Annotated in this window: 16 protein-coding genes; 2 read left to right on the top strand and 14 right to left on the bottom strand. The window is 48.5% G+C overall.

The features are described 5' to 3' along the window. The first annotated feature begins 382 nt into the window (after positions 1 to 382). Positions 383 to 1,189, top strand: a complete 807-nt coding sequence (locus HP552_RS02115; RefSeq protein ID WP_175394056.1) for a DUF1129 family protein — start codon at positions 383 to 385, stop codon at positions 1,187 to 1,189. 143 nt (positions 1,190 to 1,332) lie between these two features. Here HP552_RS02115 and HP552_RS02110 read toward each other — a convergent pair whose 3' ends face one another. Next, entirely contained in the window at positions 1,333 to 2,238 is a 906-nt protein-coding gene (locus HP552_RS02110) for an AraC family transcriptional regulator (protein WP_175394055.1), read from the bottom strand. 177 nt (positions 2,239 to 2,415) lie between these two features. After that, complete coding sequence (locus tag HP552_RS02105; RefSeq protein WP_175394054.1) at positions 2,416 to 5,631, bottom strand: copper amine oxidase N-terminal domain-containing protein; 3,216 nt, start codon at positions 5,629 to 5,631, stop codon at positions 2,416 to 2,418. Positions 5,632 to 5,917: 286 nt separating this feature from the next. Between HP552_RS02105 and HP552_RS02100 the strand changes: the two genes are divergently transcribed. Further along, positions 5,918 to 6,886 carry a hypothetical protein gene (locus HP552_RS02100; RefSeq protein ID WP_175394053.1) on the top strand — a complete coding sequence of 323 codons (969 nt, stop codon included), beginning with the start codon at positions 5,918 to 5,920 and terminating at the stop codon, positions 6,884 to 6,886. 89 nt (positions 6,887 to 6,975) lie between these two features. On the opposite strand, the gene HP552_RS02095 is transcribed toward HP552_RS02100, so the two are convergent. The 12 genes from HP552_RS02095 to purM all read right to left on the bottom strand — a co-directional run bounded on the left by HP552_RS02095 (position 6,976) and on the right by purM (position 22,626). Then, positions 6,976 to 7,566, bottom strand: coding sequence for a GNAT family N-acetyltransferase (locus HP552_RS02095; RefSeq protein ID WP_246310726.1), 591 nt, complete (start codon positions 7,564 to 7,566; stop codon positions 6,976 to 6,978). 11 nt (positions 7,567 to 7,577) lie between these two features. After that, positions 7,578 to 8,870: a threonine ammonia-lyase IlvA gene (gene ilvA, locus HP552_RS02090; RefSeq protein ID WP_175394052.1), complete on the bottom strand. Its 1,293-nt coding sequence runs from the start codon at positions 8,868 to 8,870 to the stop codon at positions 7,578 to 7,580. A gap of 62 nt (positions 8,871 to 8,932) precedes the next feature. Further along, positions 8,933 to 9,823, bottom strand: a complete 891-nt coding sequence (locus HP552_RS02085; protein WP_175394051.1) for an alpha/beta fold hydrolase — start codon at positions 9,821 to 9,823, stop codon at positions 8,933 to 8,935. Positions 9,824 to 10,037: 214 nt separating this feature from the next. Continuing rightward, a complete protein-coding gene (locus HP552_RS02080) occupies positions 10,038 to 12,329 on the bottom strand; it encodes a beta-glucosidase family protein (RefSeq protein ID WP_175394050.1) in 2,292 nt (763 codons plus the stop codon). Between the two features lie 237 nt (positions 12,330 to 12,566). Beyond that, positions 12,567 to 13,172 carry an alpha/beta hydrolase gene (locus HP552_RS02075; protein ID WP_175394077.1) on the bottom strand — a complete coding sequence of 202 codons (606 nt, stop codon included), beginning with the start codon at positions 13,170 to 13,172 and terminating at the stop codon, positions 12,567 to 12,569. 14 nt (positions 13,173 to 13,186) lie between these two features. Then, on the bottom strand, positions 13,187 to 14,137 hold the full coding sequence (locus HP552_RS02070; RefSeq protein ID WP_217506283.1) for a ring-cleaving dioxygenase: 951 nt from the start codon (positions 14,135 to 14,137) through the stop codon (positions 13,187 to 13,189). A 256-nt stretch (positions 14,138 to 14,393) separates the two neighbouring features. Further along, a complete protein-coding gene (locus HP552_RS02065) occupies positions 14,394 to 15,476 on the bottom strand; it encodes a hemolysin family protein (protein ID WP_175394049.1) in 1,083 nt (360 codons plus the stop codon). A gap of 180 nt (positions 15,477 to 15,656) precedes the next feature. Further along, complete coding sequence (locus HP552_RS02060) at positions 15,657 to 16,997, bottom strand: hemolysin family protein (protein WP_175394048.1); 1,341 nt, start codon at positions 16,995 to 16,997, stop codon at positions 15,657 to 15,659. 702 nt (positions 16,998 to 17,699) lie between these two features. Further along, on the bottom strand, positions 17,700 to 18,965 hold the full coding sequence (purD, locus tag HP552_RS02055) for a phosphoribosylamine--glycine ligase (protein WP_175394047.1): 1,266 nt from the start codon (positions 18,963 to 18,965) through the stop codon (positions 17,700 to 17,702). Positions 18,966 to 19,086: 121 nt separating this feature from the next. Beyond that, positions 19,087 to 20,634: a bifunctional phosphoribosylaminoimidazolecarboxamide formyltransferase/IMP cyclohydrolase gene (gene purH, locus HP552_RS02050; RefSeq protein WP_175394046.1), complete on the bottom strand. Its 1,548-nt coding sequence runs from the start codon at positions 20,632 to 20,634 to the stop codon at positions 19,087 to 19,089. 334 nt (positions 20,635 to 20,968) lie between these two features. Further along, complete coding sequence (gene purN / locus HP552_RS02045; RefSeq protein ID WP_175394045.1) at positions 20,969 to 21,586, bottom strand: phosphoribosylglycinamide formyltransferase; 618 nt, start codon at positions 21,584 to 21,586, stop codon at positions 20,969 to 20,971. Continuing rightward, positions 21,586 to 22,626, bottom strand: coding sequence for a phosphoribosylformylglycinamidine cyclo-ligase (purM, locus tag HP552_RS02040; protein WP_175394044.1), 1,041 nt, complete (start codon positions 22,624 to 22,626; stop codon positions 21,586 to 21,588). The genes purN and purM overlap by 1 nt, the downstream gene beginning before the upstream one ends. Positions 22,627 to 22,665: the final 39 nt, after the last annotated feature.

The following is a 22,665-nucleotide window of genomic DNA, read 5'->3' as shown; positions in this document are numbered from 1 at the left end:
TTGAAATACTATTGTGATGGAAATGGCTGTCCTTTATGCATACTTCACACAATCGTTAGATATGGGTTGATCTTATGCATATTTCGCAGGGAAATTGGGGAAATTAATCAATAATATGTACATGCAATTGACCTCGGACTCCTTCCGGCGAAAGGGATTGGATTCATGGAACTTCTGTTTGAATGGGTACGTGCTCACGGCAAGCTGGTATTGTTATGCACTTGTGTTATTTTGGCCTGTGTATGGCTCTGGATACATCACACTCAGCTATTTTATAAGGAATGACTTTGCGAAACGAGAGCCCTTCCCGTATACTAAAATACCGTCAGGGTCTTCAGGGGAACTGGGGATCTGTAACGTGTTTAGACAGGGGGAGCAATCATTGGGGATTTCCTATAAAAAGCTTAAAGAAATACAAAACCGGCAAATGACCGAGATGAGCCGGATGACGCCTGAAAATGTAAAATTGTTCGACCAGATTAGCGGGATTGCCCGCAGAACCAACGCAGATGAGAGAACGCAGGAAGAATGGATTCTGTCTGCAGGAAAAGCCATTGTACAAGCACAGCGGGATGGCAAGTCTGCCAGGGAATTGTATGGAGCCGATCTGGAGCAGGACATACACTCACGTCTGGAATCAGGTACAGAATCGGCAGGTCCTTCAACGCTACCTGTGGGTAAGGGCCAATCTAATAAATCAAAACCTAATAAACAGGATATGCCTGCCCCAACAACTCCGGGCAATGGAACGGCGAATGGAGAGACTGCCGGTCCAGTCAAACGTACGCCCAAGTGGTACGTGATGATTGCCTGGGCCGCAATCTCCTTCGTCATGCTGATTCAGGGCGGAGCCGGATTATTTATCGGCTGGAGCGGTGGAGATACGGAACCATTCAGTCATATCAGTCTGTTTTCACTCATCATTACAGCTGTTGGCGGAATTGCACTGGTCGAAATGCTTCGTCGCCTTGCTGAACGGCCGGATGATCAGGGAAAAGATATGACGACCAAACCACAGGTTAATCTGCGCGGCATTGTGATTTATATCGTAATCGTTGTCCTTGTTCTGTTTGTCGGCTATCCACTGCGAGACAGTCTTCCGGTATTTACACTGGCCCCGTGGGTAAGTCTTGTGATCGGAATTGTAGGGCTTGCTCTGTTGAGGCCGCTCTTCGGGCAGAAGAAGTAAGATCTGCTCGGTAAGGATTCATTATCACCTTGAAATGCTCTAAAAACAATTTGTTTTTGAATATTGCAATCCAAAAAGGGGCCGTAATGGCCCCTTTTTTCATATTCTGTGAATCTTACATGTATGTTCTCGTAAATAACCTTTTACAGTGTTGGTGCCGCACCCGTGTCGATGCTTTCACCTTTTAATTGATTGCGCTGTTTGATCCCTCTGCCAGGTGTCTCTCCGAATTCCCGTTTGAACATGCGGATAAAATAGTTGACCTCCATGCCAACCGTCTCTGCCGCTTCCCTTACACTTGCCCGTGGATGCTCGTCCAGCCAATCGGATGCCTTTTGCAGTCTTAATCGCTGCATGTATTGGTGCCCGGTCACACCATGGCGCTGATGAAAGAGACGATTGAGGTGCTGAACGGAATAACCCACTGCTTCCGCCACATGCTTCAGCAGCAAGTCATCCTGATAGTGGGCATGCATTAAGGCTAGAGCTCGGGTAAAGGCCTCACTACCTGGATCGGACTCACGATAATAAGGTGTCAAAGATAGACTCTCCACTCCGGATACATCGGTCTCTTCCAGAGTTGATACGGATCGTGCCATGTCCAGAATGAGCTGATAGACGATCGGGGAAGTATTCCATACACCAGCCTTTCCATCATCCAGCGCGTGCCAGAGATCTGTCGTTCGCGACCAGAACTGTTCGAAGTCTGACAGGTCTCTAGGCCCCCTATGCAGCAATCCTGCGGACTGAAGCACTGATCCGGCTGATTCGCCTCCAATACCGATATATCCGAGCTCCCCATCTGTTCTGGAACGTGGATAAAATTCATGGGCAATCCCCGGTTCCATGACCCACAACTGACCTTCACCCACTGACCATGATCCCTTACCGGGAATCTTCAGTTCGCCTCCGGCGCTGCGCGACAAAAAAAGTTGGTGTACCGGAAACCCTTCCGGCCTGAGCTGCACTTTCTGCTCGTGTGTTCCAATACAATACAGATACAGAGGCAGCCGGGAATCCGACAGCCCGGTCAAGCGAAATGCAAGCATTCCATCATTCCTTTCCGGATCATGCGCTTCTTCCCTCCATTATCCTCCTGCTAGCCCGGACCAGCAACGGCCTAAGGAACCTTTTTGACGACAAGAATTGAGTTAACGACAAGAAAACTCCCTACCATTTCGGTAAGGGAGCTCTCAATACAATAATGATTTAGTTCATAATCTAGGTTAGTTTGATGCTAAAGGACTCGTGCCTTGAGCAGGGTCAGCCGGAGTGGCATTCGGGTCAGTCATTGGAACTGCCGGATCTGTAACAGGTGCCACAGGGGTAGCCAGAGCTGCATCAAGTCTGATTACACCTGACGGTGCGGAAAGAACACTTGTGTATAACGACGGATCACTGGTTACAGAAAGGATATACACTTTGTACTCAGCTCCTAGCTCAATTGCCTTTCCACTTGAATCCACCGTATCTTTAGATAAGTTGAATTCCCCTGGAGAAACTACTTTAAAATTATTATTTGAGTTTGCAGAGGGCAAATCCAGACTATCTTGAGCTTTTACTACAAATAAACGATATCCGCCAATCCCTTTATCGTCAGATGCTTTATTAAACGTTACCTTCAGACCTGCATCCGCAGCTGTGCTGGCATTATCAACTTTCGTTATGCTTGCTGGCTGAACAGCAACAGGCTCTGCCGGTTTGGCCAGGATACTGAATTCGTTGGAAGCACCGGACAGATTGGAAGCACGTGTACCTGTATCGGATACCGACAAAACAAATGCTCTGTATTTCTGACCTGCGACAAGAGTACTACCATTAATATCAACGTGGCCGTTATTCAATTGAATGGGATTGCCGGCATCACTTTTGGAAATTTGGACATATGATCTGATACCTAGAGCAGAATTCAAATCAAATCCAGTCACTTGGCCAGATGGAACAATTAACACTCTATAATTCGCAATGCCGCTATCTGTTTTTGGTTTATTGAAGTTTACAGTCACATCAGATGCGTTTCCTGCTTGCCCTTGATTTTTCACCGTTACATTCACGCTGCTCGCTGCCCCAACAGCCGCGTTGGAAGCGAGTGTAATCACATTTGAGCCGGATGACAATGCATTGGCGAGAGAAGCATTACTGTTAACGGCCATGACATACACGCGATAACCCACACCGTTCTCAATTGAACTGCCATCCACGGTTTTCGAATTACTTGTGAAGTTCACCGTCTGATTGCTGCCATTCTTGCTGACATACGTATAATTCGCGCTGTTCACTGCATTCGCTGATGCCAGATTGAAGCTTGTATTCGTGGATTTCACCACAAACACCCGATAGTGATTCACATTAGCTTCATCCGCCGATTTGGTGAACGTTGCGCGCAGATCGCGTCCATCCCCGTTATCGCCAATATCACTTGCCGCGACATTGCTCGGAGCTGTTATCGCTGCATTCGGGGTCAACGTAATCTGTGACGAGTACGAGGATAACGCGTTCTGGCTGGAGTTGCCACTTGTACTTACGGACAGGACGAACACACGATAGGTTACGTTATTGGAAACTCTGTACCCATTCGTATCCACCATGCTGCTTGGCAGAGTAACAGACAGATTACCACCGGTTTTGTTGACCTGATAGTAGTTGTTTGAAGCGTTAGCTGCGCTCAGTGTGAAGCTTCCTGCGTTACCGGACCGAACTACATAGACACGATAAGCCGAAACCTTTGACTCATCCGATGCTCTGTTGAAAGAAACCCGCAGATCACGCCCATCCCCATAGTCGCTTACATCCGTTACAGCCAGGTTATTTACAGCTCCTGCATTACTGTTCGTGGTCAGTCTCAGCAATGTGGACGAAGAGGACAGCGCATTCGTGTAGCTATTTTGCTGGTTGCCCACAGCCATGACGAAGATCCGATAATCCTGCAGGTTTGTTACGTTATACCCGCTTGTATCCTTCATCGATGAAGGTAACGTGGTGGTAATGTTGTTGCCTGTTTTGTTCACGTTGTAGTACAGACTGGAAGACAGATTGCTTGCTGTCGTCAGATTGAAGCTGCTCGCCACCGAGTTGCGCACAACGAAAATGCGATAGCTCGCGACCTTGGATTCATCAGATGAACGGTTGAAGCTTATTCGAATGTCACGCCCATCTCCATAATCCGAGTTATCCAGGACTTGAGTGATGACAGGCGCCTTTGCGGTATTTACGCCCAGTGTCAACGATGATGATACAGCTGAGAGCTTGTTGTCCGCAGTTGCCGCATTGGAGCTGACCGACATAATGTAGACGACATAGGATGTTCCGCTGCGGATCAACTCTCCGGAAGTATCACGTGTGGAAGATGTCAGCTGACTTTTGACCGCTGTGCTGCTCCCTTTATATATAATCGTTGAGTTGGAACTGGAGACTTTATTCGCCGCAGTCAGATTGAACGATGAAGCATCCTTCGCTTTGACGACAAACGCACGATAATACGTAATATTCGAGGTGCTGCTTGGCTGGGTGAAATTAATCTCCAGGTCACGGCCATCCCCATAGTCACTGATGTCGGCAATGCGAAGACCTGTGACAGGCTGAACTGTTGTTTTTACATTGTTTAATTTCAAGGACTGGGCAGACCAGGCGAGTACGTTTTTGTAATTGTTGCTGCTGTTGCCCATGGTCAGGACGTACAAACGATAGGTTTCACTCGTGTTCAGCAAATCCCCGTTTATGTCACGTGTTTGAGCATTCAGCGCCAACCTTGGGTTGCTGCCATTTGGAGAAACCGAAGTATAATTACCGGATGGTACAACCGATGCTGCCGACTCGTTGAAGCTGTTCACATCACGGGTTTTTACCAGCATAATGCGATACTCGGATACAGCCTTCTCGGACGTAGGACGTGTAAAGCTGACGGTCAGATCCCGTCCATCCCCATTACTTCCCGAGACCGATCCATAGATGTTCCATGCTGCATATTTCGTGTCATCCACAGGAGGCGCAGACGTTGTTTTGATATCCACACGCTGATTGCGGGAGTTCCAGAATACCTTTTCTCCAAATGCTTCGCTTACAAAACGAATAGGAACCATCGTATTCCCCTTGATGGTACTTGCTGGCACGTCCAACGTGACCGCTTCCCCATTAATGTAGGCTGTCCTGGAACCAAGCTTCAGTGAAATTTCCTGATCCCCACGGCTGGCTGTAATGGTTTTGGTTTTGTTGGTATAGCCCACTTTGGCATCTAATCCTTCAAAAATGGACCGCAGCGGAACCAATACACGTCCTGCCTTCATCACAGGTGCTTGTGCAGATGACAGCTCGGCATCATTGATATATATGCTTATTCGCGCTGCCGCGTCCATGACCGACGTTGGCAAGGCAGACATCAGCATGGCTGATACGGCCAGTGCGGACATAACCTTTTTGACTTGACGTCCTCCAGCTTTTTTCATATTGAATATCCCCATTCTCTTCTTAGTTAAATGTATTTAGAGCGTCTTTCACTTGATTTATTCCTGTAATTTCCTGTGCACATCTAAGACGTCTGGACCTGAACAAAAGTTTCCAATCGCTCAAAAAATATTTTCGCAGAAAAGTCCTTCCATCATCTACCTGTGAAAGGTTAAAAATAACAGAACATTTTGTCATTATTCCGAAACAACATCCTTCGTAAATTGGGTTAATGTATAAAGAATCATTCAGTTTATCATTTTCAAAATCTACGGGAGGTTTATAACAATGACATCATTGTACTCATCTGCCAGAAGCAAAGGGCTCCGTATGCTCATGACAGTCACAGCCGTTGCTGTATTGATGCAGACCGGTGGCACGGGTTTAACGGGAATGGCTGCTGCAGCCCCCTCTGATTCCGATGCCAAAGTAACCACCAGCAGTTCAACGGTCATTTATAATACCTTTCAATCCATACTCAAAAAAAAGAACGGCTTATCTGGCGCTGACACCTATCTGGAATCCAATATTCATAAAGTGACAACCCATCACGCTACCTTGATGGTTTTGCAGCTGGAGAATGCCCGCATCAAGGGCTTAACAACCATGACGGACCGCATGTTGGTTCCTAATGTTCAGGACAAAATGATCAAAGTGTACAAGTGGAACGACAGTTTCACCCAACTGATGGAGCGCACCAAAGACCCTGAACTCCGTTCATTGTTAAAAGAAGCCCGGGACAGCGGCTATCGCCTCGTCATGTTGGAAGGTTCCCTCTATCCGATCATGAATTATATGGCCTTTCAAAAATATAATTCGGATGTCAAACCGGACATCAAGCAGTACATCAATATCATGGCCGTTGAAACAAGCAATTTGGCTGCAGAGGATGGAGCACTGATCATTGGTTATCAGGAGATTCTGAATCGGGCATTGAATCAGGAACGGTTTCTGCAGGATTATCCGAAGTCCAATCGGGTCAAACAAGTCCGAAATTTGCTGAACAATTACACGCTGTATACATTTTATGGCCTGAATAATACTCCGCTGTTTGACTATGAAACGAACACCATGGTGGCGAACGCCCAGAAAGGGTACAAGGCTGTTCTACAACGAAACGCATCCGAAGATAGTGACTTCCTGGCTAAACTAGGTGCCTTTATGGATATCGTCACTGAAGCAAAATACCAAAGGACGACCGCTGTGGAAGAGTGGCTGGATCAGAAAGTTCCGACCACGGACTATACCGGATTCTGAAGCGTTAATCCCATGAATGATGTGTGCCTGATTCAAAACAAAACCGCCACAGGATAAGCTCCTATGGCGGTTTTTCAATGCAATCAAACCTATTGAAGCGGCTTGACCATATGGTTATATTCATGTCCTGCAATCACGAGTACATCGTCCTTCGTGTATCCCTGCCGTTCATACAGCATCAAGGCACGCCCATTATCGCGTTCAACAATAAGGGCTGCTTGAGTGTGCCCGAGTTCCCTTCCCTGCTGCTCAAAAGCAGCCATTAGGGCTCGCCCGATGCCCTGTCCCTGATACTTTTCACTTACCGAAAGAGTATCCAAATAATACTCACCGGGACGGGTTTCTTTGACCAATACATACTTCTCATCCTGGCTGCGTCCTGGCCGATCCAGAATCGGCTGGTCCAGACGGTCCGCCTCACTGCCGTCATAGGCTACGAGAATTCCGGCAACTTCTTCATCTTGCACCATCACCGTTACATGACGATAGCTAATCCGGTTATCCTCCTGCACATAAAACTGCTGCAGAACCTGCATCGCCTGCTCATGATTACCCTCACCTGCCAGAGCATATGCGATGTCTCCAATCGCCTGATAGAGCAGCGGGATGACCTGATCTGCATCCTCTCTTCGAGCTGGTCGCAGCTGCAGCTGGGGCTCATTCGTATTTGGGTGCATCATGGAATGATTCATCAGATTAACATGTTGAACAGGTTCAGGTTTTTGTTCAGCTCGGTATAGGCAATGCCTTTGCGATTCATGCGTTCAATCAGAGGCTGATAATCTTCCTTGTACATCAGCTCAATGCCAACAAGGGCAGGGCCATTTTCTTTGTCGTGCTTCTTCGTATACTCAAAACGGGTGATGTCATCGTTCGGGCCGAGCACTTCCTCCAGGAATTCACGCAAAGCGCCTGCGCGCTGCGGGAAATTGACCATGAAGTAATATTTCAAGCCTTCATAAATCAGGGAACGTTCCTTGATCTCCTGCATCCGGTCGATATCGTTGTTCCCACCGCTAATGACGCAGACAACGGTTTTGCCTACAATTTGCTCACGGTATTGCTCCAGTGCGGCAACAGCCAGTGAACCGGCAGGTTCGACCACGATTGCATTTTCATTATACAGCTCCAAAATGGTGGTGCAGGCTTTGCCTTCAGGCACTTTCACAATATCATCCAGCGTGCTGCTGCAGATGTTGTAGGTCAGATCGCCTACCCGTTTCACCGCAGCTCCATCCACGAATTTATCGATATCATCCAGCGTAACAACCTGTTTGCGGAACATCGCCTCGCTCATTGAAGCTGCGCCAAGAGGCTCGACACCAATCATGCGCGTTTCCGGGCTGACGGTCTTCATGTAGGTTCCGACCCCAGCAGCGAGCCCACCGCCACCAATGGTGACAAATACATAATCTGCATTCTCATCCAGACTCTCCATGATCTCCATCGCTACCGTCCCGTTGCCTGCAATAATCTTCGGCTGATCAAACGGATGGATAAATGTCATGCCCTGTTCGTCACATGCACGCATTGCTTCTGCATAGGCATCATCATACGTATCTCCGATCAATACCACTTCCACGTTGCTGCCGCCGAAGCGTCGTACCTGTTTCACCTTCTGATTCGGCGTGGTGCTCGGCATGAAGATTTTGCCGTTAATTCCGAGCGCATTACAGGAAAAGGCAACACCCTGGGCATGGTTTCCTGCACTTGCGCAGACAATGCCTTTCTCCATCTCATCCGGGGTCAAACTGCGAATCATGTTGTAGGCACCACGGATTTTGAAGGAGCGCACCACTTGCAGATCTTCCCGCTTGAGATACACATTGCAATTATATTTGGCCGACAAAACAGCATCACGCTGCAGCGGCGTTCTTACAATAACTTCACGCAGCACATGATGTGCACGTACGATATCTTCCATGCCAACACCGGCTTGGCCGGAACTTTTGTTTCCCGTTGATTCTTGTTCCACTGGTTTCATCTCTTCTCCACACTCCGCTTATCTTGGTTGGCAATGCAAGCATTGCTTTTTTATTTATTGTATCACTTTTGCCCTGCCCTTGCGCCTCGGGGTGAGTCATTTGCCATCCGCAATATTTCATCAATAATAATCTGTGGTTCGCTAAACATGACCATATGACCGGATTGATCCGCTTCCATCCATTTGGCTTTGGCGAGTCCGTCAACACTCTGACGGTGAGCTGATACGACGGCAGGTCTTATTTTTTGTTCTCCCTTGCCCGCTTTTGTACCGGAGATGATGCTGACTTCCAGCTCCCCCAGCTCAGGAGGGGTATGTCGTAATAAGGCCAAATCATTCAGAAACGGCACCGACTCTGCGACCATCGTTTGTGCGGCCTGCACCGTAAAGTCTTCCTTGTGGTGATCCTGCGCAACATCCTCTGGTTGGACAAACCCTGGCTTGCTGCCCATCTTCCGATACATACCTGTACGTGCCATCAAGGGCATTAAAAAACGGTTCATGGCAAAACTGGCTCTGGCCAAAGCCGAGAAATACAACTCACAGTTCTCGTCCGAAGGATCCACCAGAATGATTCCTCGAATACGCGAAAGATCTGCAGCAGCTGCGGCCCTTACAATCGGACCTCCCCAGCTGTGTCCCACCAGAATGAACGGACCTGGTCCGAGTGCGGTCAACAGATCTCCCAGATCCTCTGCCAACCTGCGCAGATTCCGCTGTTCCGAGTCGGCCTCACTCCGGCCTAGACCCGAACGGTCATAAACGACAGACTGTGTCTGCTCAGCCACGTGTGGCGCCACGAGACCCCACGTGGACCTGGAGAAGCCCATCCCTGACTCAAATATAATGGTCGGTTTACCGGTTCCTTTGGACATATAATGAAGTTTGCGGCCATCCCGTGTCTGAAAAAATGCACTTGAACCATACGAGTGGTTGGAATGAGTAGAGTTCATGGTCTCCTCCTGCCCTGATTACGCATATCGTCATTTCAATAAAATATCGACCTAATTGAAAATGATTATCAATTACTTAAGTATAGGATATCCCCTCCTGTAAATGCAAACCAAAAACCCGATCCGTTCAAGGATCGGGTCCATATTAGACTGGCGAATCAACGTTCAATATTCCTTTCGTATTGCATTCATTAACTGCAATCTCATTCATGTATCAGGCTCGGATTCCATGATCTTTACGGTTCAACTGATCCAGCAATTGATTCATCGCTTCTTCGCTCATCGCTCCCCCACTGAAAGCGACCAGTGCACGCAGCGGCATATATTTCATCATAGCAGCCATCATGTCGGCGTGGTCACCCGCATCATCGCCCCCCATGCCACTGGCTTTCTGGAATTGCTGCAGCACTTGCTCCAATAGCTTCTTGTTCACCGGATCGCGCTGAATATCGCCAAGCGTACTATTCCGTGTATATGTGGGAATAAATGTTGCCGTGGACTCCACTTTCACACGTGTTTGGAGATGAATGTCCCTTGAAGAGCTGCCCACTTGAATATCAAACTCCCCGGTCTCCACATGCCAGTCTTTCAAATCCACATTGTAGTAAGCAAATGAGCGTTTGTTCAGCGTAAAACGAACCACCTCGGAAGCTCCCGGCTCCAATTCCACTTTGGCAAATGCCTTCAATTCCTTCACCGGACGAATCACTGTACTTTCCACATCACTAATGTACAGCTGCACAATTTCTTTGCCTGCTCTGGCTCCTGTATTGGTGATGTTCACGCGCACTTCAACTTCATCCTGGTCCGTTAGTTCATTCCGGTTCACGGATAGGTCGGTATATTCGAATGTCGTATAGCTCAGTCCATAGCCAAACGGAAATAGCGGCTTGATCTGTTTCTTGTCATAGTACCGATAGCCTACAAAAATACCCTCCTTGTATTCCACCCGGTCCCCTTCACCCGGGAAGTTAAGGAAAGATGGATTATGGCTCAGCTGGGCAGGGAACGTCTCGGCCAATTTGCCAGACGGATTTGCCTCACCATACAACAGGTCTGCAATCGCTCCTCCAACAGCCTGCCCGCCCAGATAGGCTTCGAGCACGGCTTTCACTTGAGAAAGCCAAGGCATCTCCACTGGCGAACCGTTGCTGAGCACCACAATAATACGCGGCTGGACCTTGGCTACCTCTTCGATCAGCCGGATATGGTTATCTGGCAGACGCAGATGGGATCGGTCATATCCCTCGGATTCGTAGCGGTCGGGTAAACCGACAAAAACGACCGCTGTATCCGTATCCTTTGCAGCCTGAATCGCTTCTGCCATAAGCTGATCATCCACATCATCCGATTCAATACGGTAACCCAGGGCATAAGAGATTTGTGTCTCCGTTCCTGCAATCCGTGTTATCTCTTCGACAATATCATCGACTTTGGTCGGATTGATGTGGGAGCTTCCTCCGCCCTGAAAGCGCGGTTTGCGGGCAAAGGCCCCAATCAGTGCCAGCTTTCCTTCACGTTTCAACGGAAGCAGCTGATCTTCATTTTTCAGCAAAACCATACTCTCCGATGCAACCTTACGGGCAAGCTGATGGTGCTCCTCCTTGTTGTAGGTCGCCCCCTTTCGCTGCTGATCCACTGCCTTGAAGATAAGTGTAAGCAGCCGTTCTACGGCCCGGTCCAGCTTGTCCAGCGGCAGATTTCCGCTCTCAACTGCATCGATCACCTTGCGTTCTCCGATTCCACCGCTTGCGGGCATCTCAAGCTCAAGTCCTGCGGCAAGCGCATCCGCACGTTCATTCACAGCACCCCAGTCTGAAACGACGAGACCTTCATGTCCCCACTCATCCTTAAGAATATCGGTAAGCAACCATTCATTTTCTCCCGCATACGTGCCGTTCACCTTATTGTAGGAGCACATGACCGTCCATGGCTGGCCGTCTTTCACCGCACCTTCGAAGCTGGCAAGATAAATCTCACGGAGCGTACGCTCATCCACCACCGCATCAATCGACATGCGCCGCTCCTCCTGATTGTTTGCCGCAAAGTGTTTCAGTGATGTACCCACACCCTGACTTTGTACACCTTGGATATGGCCGGTAGCCATGCGTGTAGACAAGAACGGATCCTCGGAAAAGTATTCAAAATTCCGTCCGCCCAGTGGCGAACGCTTAATATTAACGCCTGGCCCCAGCAATACACCCACTTCTTCGGCCTGACATTCCTCACCCAGCGCAACGCCAACCTGACGCGCCAGCTCAATGTCCCAAGAGCTGGCCAACCCTGCTGCGGATGGGAAACAGGTCGCTGGCACACTCGACGTCAAGCCCAGATGATCCGCGCTTCCGTCCTGTTTCCGCAAACCATGCGGCCCGTCTGTCACCATGATGGATGGGATACCGAGACGCTCCACCCCTTTTAGATACCAAAAGTCCAATCCTGAGCACATGCCCGCTTTTTCTTCCAGTGTCATCTGCTGTACCAGTTCCCTGATGTTTCGTTCCATAATAACCCCTCCAGTTCATGATGGTGCTATATAACTATATGAAGTAAGCATACAAGCTTATGTAGTAGACATTCAAATGATTACCCGGTTAGTAACGTTTACATAACACGTGCCTTTCATTCATTCGTTTGATAGATATGCAAAGAAAGACAGCCTGATCCTTTCAGATCAAACTGTCCCGTTGTCTTGCGGGTATCTGCCTTCTCCGGATTCATAACCCAGATCCGCAAATCAGGATTATGCCTGGGATTTAAACCATGCTGCCGCAGCTAATGCTTCGGTACGGGTCAATTGGTGGCCCTGACGCTCCCAGTGAGTCTGCACATCTGCACCTGCACCACTGAGAAGTGAAGCAAGTTCTTCCGTTTCCCGTCTCGGCACGATCGGATCGTTCTCTCCTGCACCGATGAAGACAGGCAGACCTTTCAGATCAGGCAGCTCCAGTCCGCGCAGCGGTACCATTGGGTGGTGCAGAATAGCTCCTTTGAATACGTCAGCCTGATGGAACATCAAACTTGCTGCAATGTTAGCACCGTTGGAGTAACCCAGTGCAAAGACATTGGAACGATCGAATCCATACTCTGCAGCAGCTGCATCCACAAACTCACCCAGCTCCGCCGTCCGTGCGATCAGATCTTCTTCGTCAAACACCCCTTCGGCCAGGCGGCGGAAGAAACGGGGCATCCCGTTCTCCGACACGTTACCGCGTACGCCCAAGATACCTGCTCCTGGTGCAATCATCTCGCCGAGTCCTACCAGATCGTTCTCTGTTCCACCTGTGCCGTGAAGCAGCAGCAGCGTTGGGGAATCCGGCTGTACACCTGCTTTATAGATATGTTTCATCGTATTGGTTGTGGTCATGATTTGGACTCTCCTTTCCATTCACGTACTTTGATCGGTGGCAGCAGCTGTTCAATCTGCTCACGCTGTGGTTCATACCAATCAGGCAGCATCAGTTTCTCACCCATGCTCTCCTGTGGTTCATCCCGTGCAAATCCCGGAGGATCAGTAGCCAGTTCGAACAATATGCCTCCCGGTTCCCGGAAATACACGGCATTGAAGTATTGACGGTCAATTACAGGGGTTGGATGGTAGCCTGCTTTCTCCAGATCCCGCTGCATTTGTTCATGCTCTGTATAGTCTTTTGCACGCCAGGCAATGTGGTGCACCGTACCCGCTCCACCAATGCCCCGCTGGAATCCGGTCGATTGAATGTCGATGATTTGACCAATGTCACCAGTTGCCCGGAGGCGAATCAATCCATTCTCTTCCCCTACCTGTTCCAGGCCGAGCATTGAGACCAGTACGTCCGTGGTTTTCTCAGGAACATGGCTGAACAGTACTGCGCCGCCAAAACCTTTGATGGCATGCTCAGGCGTCACACCGTTGAATGTCCATTGACTTGGCTGGCCTTCTTCGCGTTCGACCAGTTCAAGCAGCAGGCCGCCTTTGTCGAAGAAGCGGATATATTGCTCACCGAATCTTGTTTTATTTTCAAACGGAATATCGAAGGAAGCGAGACGTTCTTTCCAGAATGGCAGACTTCCTGCCGGAATCGCATATACGGTTACTCCGGTCTGTCCGGAACCAATGACACCTCTCATCGCATTTTGGTGCGGAAAGAAGGTGATGATTGTACCTGGCGCTCCGTCCTCATTTCCGTAATACAGATGATACACATCTGGTGCATCGAAGTTAATTGTTTTTTTCACCAGTCTAAGGGCCAATACCCCTGCGTAAAAATCAACATTTTTCTGTGCGTCATCTACAAAAGCCGTAACGTGGTGGATACCTGAAGTTCTGAACATAATCTCCACTCCCTTGGTTTTATTTTTATCATGGTTGGTTTTAGCTGTTCGTTATTCATTGTTGTTTGTTTTGTTTATTTATCTTTAATTTAAGATTCTTTAAATTTATATTAATCCATTGGTGATCGAATTGCAAGCTTTTGTTTTAAAATTAAGATTGTTCGGCTGTTGCTGCTGTTAACCCTTGGTTAAGAGAAAATGAAAACGAAAAAACAGGTTCCCGAATGAATCGGAAACCTGCTCTCTTGAGTCCTATTTAAGTCAATTTTAATCTCTTAGGTGGATTCACCAGATCCTTGCGGTCATATTCGTCCCGAATATCCCCTACGATTTCTTCCAAAATGTCCTCCATCGTAACCAGACCTATGGTTGCACCTTCTTCATTACTCACAATCGCCATATGCACACGACTCTGCTGCATTTGGATCAATACATCTTTAATCGGCGACTTTTCCGAAAAAGCAGGCATGTCATGAATGTAGGCATCCATGCTGAACGTTCTTCCTGCAGCAACGCTGGTCAGCATTTCTTTCGTATTAATAAAGCCGATAAAGTGAGTCGCATCCCCATTGGCGATGACGGGGTATCTTGTATATTCATGCCGGTTCAGTACTTCAATCACCTGATCAAGCGGCATTTCCTTATTCAGCGTAACTATTTTTTCTTTACGAATCATGATTTCCTGAAGCAGACGCTCATCAAACGCAAAAATGTTTTTCAGATAGTCCAGCTCGGTCTGATTGATCTCCCCGCTCTCATAACTCTGGGCTACAATCAGCTTCAGCTCCTCCTCGGAGTGAACGGTATCGTGTCCAGCAGGCTTGATGCCAAAAATACCGAGCAGCAGCCGTGCAGCTCCATTGAGTGCATAGATGAACGGATTCATGATTTTACCAAACCAGTACAGCGGCGGAGCGAGCATAAGTGTCATTCTTTCTGCAAATTGAATCGCCAGCGTTTTGGGTGCGAGCTCACCAATAACTACATGCAGAAATGTGATGATCGCCAGGGCAATCCCGTAGGAAAGCACTGTGGACACTGCTGCTGGCACTTCAAGACGCTCAAACAGCGGATGCAGCATTTTTTCAACCGTAGGTTCACCCAGCGCCCCCAGAACGAGAGCCGTAATGGTGATACCCAGTTGACATGCTGACAGATAATAGTCCAGATTGTGCGCTACTTTCTTCGCCATGACCGCTTTTTTGTTGCCTTCCAAGATCAGCTGATCAATTCGTGACATCCGCACTTTCAGAATGGCGAATTCAGCGCCGACGAAGAAGGCTGTGAGCCCTATAAATACGGCTACTAAAAATAAATTCAATGCTATTATTCCGTCCAATGATTTCCCTCGGTTGAGGGATTCACCTCCAAGTTGTTGAACATTTTAATGGTTATAAATTTCTGATGGAACTTACATGGGTCCACTCTGATGACAGAACAGCCTTCCGATCGCTGTTATCCCCAGGTTTTTTCTGTCCCCTACACTACTACGCAGCCATACTAATATATAGAAACCGATTTAGTTCGCCAGATCGCTCGTTGCTTCTTCAACCCCGGCTCCACTCACTCGTTCAAGCAGAACCTGCTTGATGTGATAATTGTCGGTGTCCACTACGGTCCAGACATAATCACCGTGTACAACCGTATCACCATTTTCCACACCAACACCCTTCTGGAACTGAATCCAGCCGGCAACGGTATCCATCTCTTCGTTACCTTCAAAAATCAGTCCAAACTGCCGTTCCACTTCATCCAATAGTACACGGCCGTTAATAAGGTATTGATTCTCTCCGGTCTCCTGGATGTCGGCCACTTCATCCGCATCGAACTCGTCACGGATTTCACCGACAAGTTCCTCCAGAATATCCTCCATCGTGAGAATACCCGAGGTACCGCCGTATTCGTCAACCACCACAGCCATGTGCACACGTTCCTGCTGCATCTTGATCATGGCTTCCTGAATCCGTGTAACTTCGGAAACGAAAGGAATCTCACGAACAAAATCGGCGAGTTGGTATTGCTTCTGGGCAACCATGTCCGGCAGTATCTTTTTGACATTGACCATACCGATAATTCGGTCCTTATCCCCTTCCTCAATGACAGGGTAACGGGAGTAGTTATGCTCATCGAGCAACGGAATGATATCGTCGTAGGTCATCTTCTGATCAAGTGTCACAAGCTCCGTCCGCGGAACCATTATATCCTTCGCAACCCGTTCATCAAATACAAATACGTTTGCCAAGTAAGACAGCTTGGTTTGATTGGTCTCGTCGCCTTCATAACTCTGGTTCATGATGATTTTGATCTCATCCTCCGAGTAGGCTTGATCATGTCCTGCAGGTTTCACGCCGAACATCCGCAGAAGGACACGGGATGCACCATTCAGCGCCCAAATGAAGGGATACATCACTCTCCCGAACCAGTAAAGTGATGGGGAGAGCATCAATGTCAATTTTTCCGAAAATTGAATCGCCATGGTTTTGGGTGCCATTTCACCGACAACCACGTGAAGGAACGTCACGAGGATAAAGGCGATGGCATAGGAGGCAACAGACGAAATCGATGGCGAAATACTCAGGTAATCAAACACCGGATATAACAGCCTCTCGACGGTCGGCTTACCTAATGCTCCAAGTCCAAGAGCCGTGACCGTAATACCGAGCTGACACGCAGATAGATAGTAATCGAGATCGGAAACGACTTTTTTGGCGAGTACAGCCTTTTTATTACCTTCGGCAACCAGTTGATCCACTCTTGATGTACGAATCTTAACTACCGCAAATTCGGATGCCACAAAAAAAGCGGTCAATACAATCAAGAGAACAAGTAATGCTAAATTCAAGATGGTAATTATGTCCAATGATTTCCCCGATTCTCAGGGATTCACCTCCAGAAATAGTTACAGCGTCGCTCGTTAACAACGTTAACGGCTGCACGGCTGATTGTTGTTGAATTGGGCGTATGCATCTATGAAAATCAATACATGATATAGATTGTCTATGCTGCATACAGACCTTGTAAGTTGCAAAACAGGAATTTAGGATGAAGTTAATCACAATAAGAAACCACTTCACTTTAATAGGGGCTAACCCTCAAGCTGTCAGGCTGTTTCTCCGATTTACTCCACCTTAATTCTCCATTTGGACAGTTTACAATATCGCCTTCCCAATAGATATCCACCTCCCCTCTTACTCATTCCTGTTTCAGAAAAGTATAACATGTTCTGACTTAAACCATCCAGTTGCACGTCATGGTTTGGTTATGTTCAACGTATATTAATGAATATTTTGTTCACAAATAGCTTTATTCATGTAAACGAGCATTTTTGCATAAATCCAATAAGTGCCTTCGAATCAGGCAGAATGCTGAATGAAGTTACTTATATCTCTAACCATTATATGTATAGAATAGACCCATTTTATAACACTACTACCCGGGGAGTTAACCAGCTGAAACATTATTTTAATAAGGTTAACAAACCAAAAAAGCCCGTTGAATGAATGCTATGCTTCTGATCTGAAGGCATTCGTCCAACGGACTCTAAGTTTATATTCAACTATGCTTACACCAAAGCTTTGGCAGCAATATCCGACCGCTGATGTTTACCTTCAAAGCGGATTCGTTCTGCCTGTTCATATGCTTTATTTCTCGCTTCCGCAATATCAGCTCCAAGACCCACAACCCCAAGAATACGTCCACCATTCGTGACCCATTCTCCGGATTCGCTGCGTGCCGTTCCTGCATGAAAAACGACAGCGTCTCCAACTTGATCCAGCCCTTCAATGGCTACACCTTTTGCATACGGTCCTGGATATCCTCCGGACGCGAGCACCACACATACAGCGGCCTCTTCGCTCCACTCAATTTCAATATCTGCCAGTTTACCATGAACAGTGGCCCAGAAGATGTCGAGCAGGTCACTTTTCAAACGAGGGAGGACAACCTGTGTCTCAGGATCACCAAAACGCGCGTTAAATTCAATCGTTTTGGGTTTGCCATCCGGTGAGATCATGAGTCCGGCAAACAATACACCGCGGAATGGCCGTCCCTCGGACACCATCGCTTTGGCGGTTGGTTTGATGATTGTTTCGACAGCCTCTTCGATAATCGAATTCGGGATATGCGGCAGTGGTGAATATGTACCCATGCCACCCGTGTTAGGCCCCTGGTCATTGTCGAAGACAGGCTTGTGATCCTGCGCAGCGGCCATCGGACGTACCGTCTCCCCATCGACAAAAGCCAAAATGGACATTTCCTGACCTGCGAGGAATTCCTCAATGATGACTTTGGCTCCAGCTTCCCCGAACACTTTCTCCACCATAATACTGCGCAGCGCCTGATTCGCTTCCTCACGGGAATAGGCTACGGTTACGCCCTTGCCAGCTGCCAAACCGTCAGCCTTGATGACCACCGGAATCGCCTGAGCATCCAGATAAACCTGTGCCTGTTCGTAATTGTCGAATTTCTCATAGGCTGCAGTTGGGATATTGTACTTGTGCAGCAGATCCTTCATGAACGTTTTACTGCCTTCAATCTCTGCTGCATTGCGACGTGGTCCGAAGACGGGGATGCCTGTGGAATCAAACGCATCCACAATCCCGTCCGCCAGCGGATCATCCGGCCCGATCACCACGAGATCCACCTTAAGTTCCACGGCGAGAGCCTTTAATTTATCGAATTCATTCACTGCAACCGGGTGACACTCGGCGAGCTGTGCAATGCCTGCATTTCCCGGCGCACAGTGAATCTTGCCTGCTTTCGGACTTTTCGCCAGCGCCCAGATGATCGCATGTTCCCGGCCGCCGCCACCCACTACCAGAATATCCATTCGTTCCGTTCCCCCTCATGAATTTCAGGATTCAATTCAGCATTCTTGTTCATTAGCTGAAAAAGAGGATGAACAAGCCTATTCGCTTGTTCATCGACTTGTGATGCTTTGGTTTTGACGCTTAGTGTTTGAAATGACGGACGCCTGTGAAGACCATCGCTATGCCGTACTCGTTAGCCACTTTGATGGACTCTTCGTCCTTAATGGAACCGCCTGGTTGGATAACAGCTGTAATTCCTGCCTTCGCTACCAGTTCCAGCGTATCACCCATCGGGAAGAATGCATCGGATGCCAGAATGGCACCTTTGGCTTGCTCGCCAGCTTGTTCAATTGCAATTTTGGCTGCACCGACGCGGTTCATTTGTCCAGCACCTACGCCTACCGTCATGTCATTCGCCGCAAGCACGATCGCATTGGACTTCACGTGTTTAACGACTTTCCATCCAAACAGCAGCTGTTTCAATTCTTCTTCGGAAGGCGCACGGTCCGTAACCACCTTCAGTTCACTCGCTTCAATGGAGTGCACATCGCTCTGTTGTACGATCATACCGCCATCAATAGATGTCACTACGAATTGGCTCTCCCGATTGCGAGCTGCGCTCAACTCGCCGGTTTTGAGCAAACGGATGTTTTTCTTCTTGGTCAGGATATCCAGTGCTTCTTGTGTAAAATCAGGAGCCAGCACGATTTCCAGGAAGATCTCACTCAGTTTGGCCGCTGTATCGCTGTCGATAATCCGGTTGGCTGCCACGATGCCACCAAAGATGGACGTTGGATCAGCAGCGTACGCTTTGCTGTAAGCTTCGTAGATGCTTTCGCCAATTCCCACGCCGCAAGGATTCATGTGCTTAACGGCAACAACAGCAGGCTCTTCAAATTCTTTTACAATCTGCAATGCTGCGTTGGCATCGTTGATGTTATTGTAAGACAACTCTTTGCCGTGCAATTGCTCGGCTGTTGTCAACGTATCTTGGGCTGCAAGCGGTTTACGGTAAAATGCCGCTTGTTGGTGTGGATTTTCGCCATAGCGCAAATCCTGGAGTTTCTCGTAAGTCACCGTCAGACGCTCTGGCAGCGGATCGCCGTTCAGGTTGGAGAGATAATCAGAAATAACTGCATCGTAAGCCGCCGTATGACGGAAAACTTTTGCCGCAAGCCGTTTGCGTGTTTCCAGTGTGGTATCCCCACTGCTGCGGATTTCTTCCAACACTTTGCCATAATCTGCAGTATCTACAACGACACTAACAAAGGCATGGTTTTTGGCAGCGGAGCGAAGCATGGTTGGACCGCCGATATCGATGTTCTCGATCGCATCTTCGTACGTTACGTCCGGCTTTGCGATTGTATCCTGGAATGGATACAGGTTCACAACAACCAGATCAATATAACCCAATCCATTCTCTTCCATCTGGCGTTTATGCTCTTCACTGTCACGAACCGCCAGCAAACCGCCATGAACTGCCGGATGCAGGGTTTTGACACGCCCGTCCATAATTTCCGGGAAGCCAGTCACATCCGAAATACCGATGACGGGCACGCCCTCCTTCGACAGCAAGCTGCTTGTACCTCCTGTCGAAATAATCTCCACTCCCATTTGCGACAGCTCGCGGCAAAAGTCCACGATGCCTGTTTTATCCCATACGCTGACCAACGCTCTTTTGATACTCACAATATGCTCCTCCTTTAATGTCCCATGGCCCCGCGTTTCATGACGAAACACAGCCGATTTATTTCCCGAGAAATATCACAAAATGCGTACCAATTTTCGACTTCTGTTATATAAGTTGAACCAAGATGTTTACACGGGACACTCCGATGACAGAACAACCTTCGAATCACTGTTATCCCCAGATTTTTTGATTCCCTTTTCTTAAAGGGAAAATCCAGGAATAAAGCGTATGCTTACGATACAGCTTTCTTTCAGAAAGCTTTTAGGCAAACGCTTCGCTTTTTCAGGTTTTTTCTGTCCTCTCCGTTAATGTGTAAACGTAGTCCACCTTATATCAATCCGGTTTCCGAACCGTAACCTGACGGCCTTCCAACTTGACCAATCCCTGAGCGAACCAGGAAACAACTTCCGGATACAACTGCTGCTCTGCAGCATGAATGGAGCGGCTGATCGATTCAGCCGTATCCTCAGGCAGAATAGGTACCGGATGCTGAGCAATAATTGGCCCAGTGTCCATCCCGCCATCCACAAAGTGCACCGTTACCCCGGTAACTTTAACGCCATAGTCCAACGCCTGACCGATCGCATCCTTGCCTGCGAATGCTGGCAGCAAGGACGGATGGATATTAATCAACCGTCCTGCATACCGATCCACTACGACAGAAGTCAGCAATCTCATGTATCCGGCAAGGACAACCAGATCAATGTTTTTGGATTCAAGCACTTCCACGATCTCGGCCTCGTAGGCCTCCCGGGAATCATAATTTTTCGGGGTGAACAGATGACAATCCACGCCTGCATCCTGGGCCCGCTGCACAACGCGTGCAGCCGGCTTGTCGCATACCAGCAGATCTACGGATGCATCCAGTCTTCCGTTCCGTTCTGCATCCACCAATGCCTGAAAGTTTGACCCTTCACCAGAGGCAAATACGGCAATCCGGTAGTTCGCCATTAAACATCCGCTCCCGTGAAGGTTACTCGTGCATCTCCTTCAGTCACACGTCCAATGATGTACGCTTCTTCGCCAGAAGCTTTTAACTGCGCCAGAGCTTCACTTGCGTCTGCTTCGTTCACGACCAGCACAAGCCCAATCCCCATGTTAAACGTGGTGAACATATCGCGGTTCGAGACAGACCCTTTCTCCTGCAGCAGGTTGAAGATCGGCAGGATCGGCCATGAACCGTAATCAATATCTACATTGACTCTGCCAGGCAGCATCCGCGGAATGTTCTCGATGAAGCCTCCACCCGTGATGTGTGCCATGCCTTTTACGTTGACCTTTTCCAGCAAGGAGAGGAGTGGTTTCACATAGATCTTTGTTGGCTCCAGAAGTGCATCACCCAGCTTGCCGCCCAGTTCGGCTACTTCATCATGCAGGTCCAACCCGGCTTCCTCCAACAAAAGTCTGCGTACCAGCGAGAATCCGTTGCTGTGAACACCGCTGGAAGCCAGTCCAATCACTGTGTCGCCTGGAGAGATGGTCGTACCGTTGATGATTTTGGCTTTGTCCACGATCCCCACCGTAAATCCGGCTATATCGTATTCCCCTTCGCTGTACATGCCCGGCATCTCAGCCGTCTCGCCGCCGATCAGCGCACAACCGGACTGGTGACATCCTTCAGCAATTCCGGCAACGATAGCTTCGATCTTCTCGGGGATGACTTTGTCACATGCCAGGTAGTCGAGGAAAAAGAGCGGCTCAGCGCCCTGCACCACAATGTCGTTCACACACATGGCCACGGCGTCGATTCCAATGGTATCGTGACGGTCCATGGCAAACGCGATTTTCAGCTTGGTTCCTACGCCGTCAGTACCGGAAACGAGTACCGGCTCATCATATTTATCTTTGTTCAAACCGAACAGGGCTCCGAATCCACCCAGATCTGTCATCACTTCCGGACGGAAGGTACGCTTCACGTGTTTTTTCATCCGTTCAACCGCTTCATTACCTGCCGCGATATCGACGCCGGCCTTTTTATATGCTTCTGACAAGTGGAATCACTCCTCAATGATTTTCGCCCCTCCTAAATC

Origin of the sequence: Paenibacillus xylanilyticus (assembly GCF_013359935.1) — a bacterium.
GTDB lineage: Bacteria > Bacillota > Bacilli > Paenibacillales > Paenibacillaceae > Paenibacillus > Paenibacillus xylanilyticus.
The sequence above is the reverse complement of the archived record's forward strand: the minus strand, read 5'-3'. Positions and strand labels throughout refer to the sequence as shown.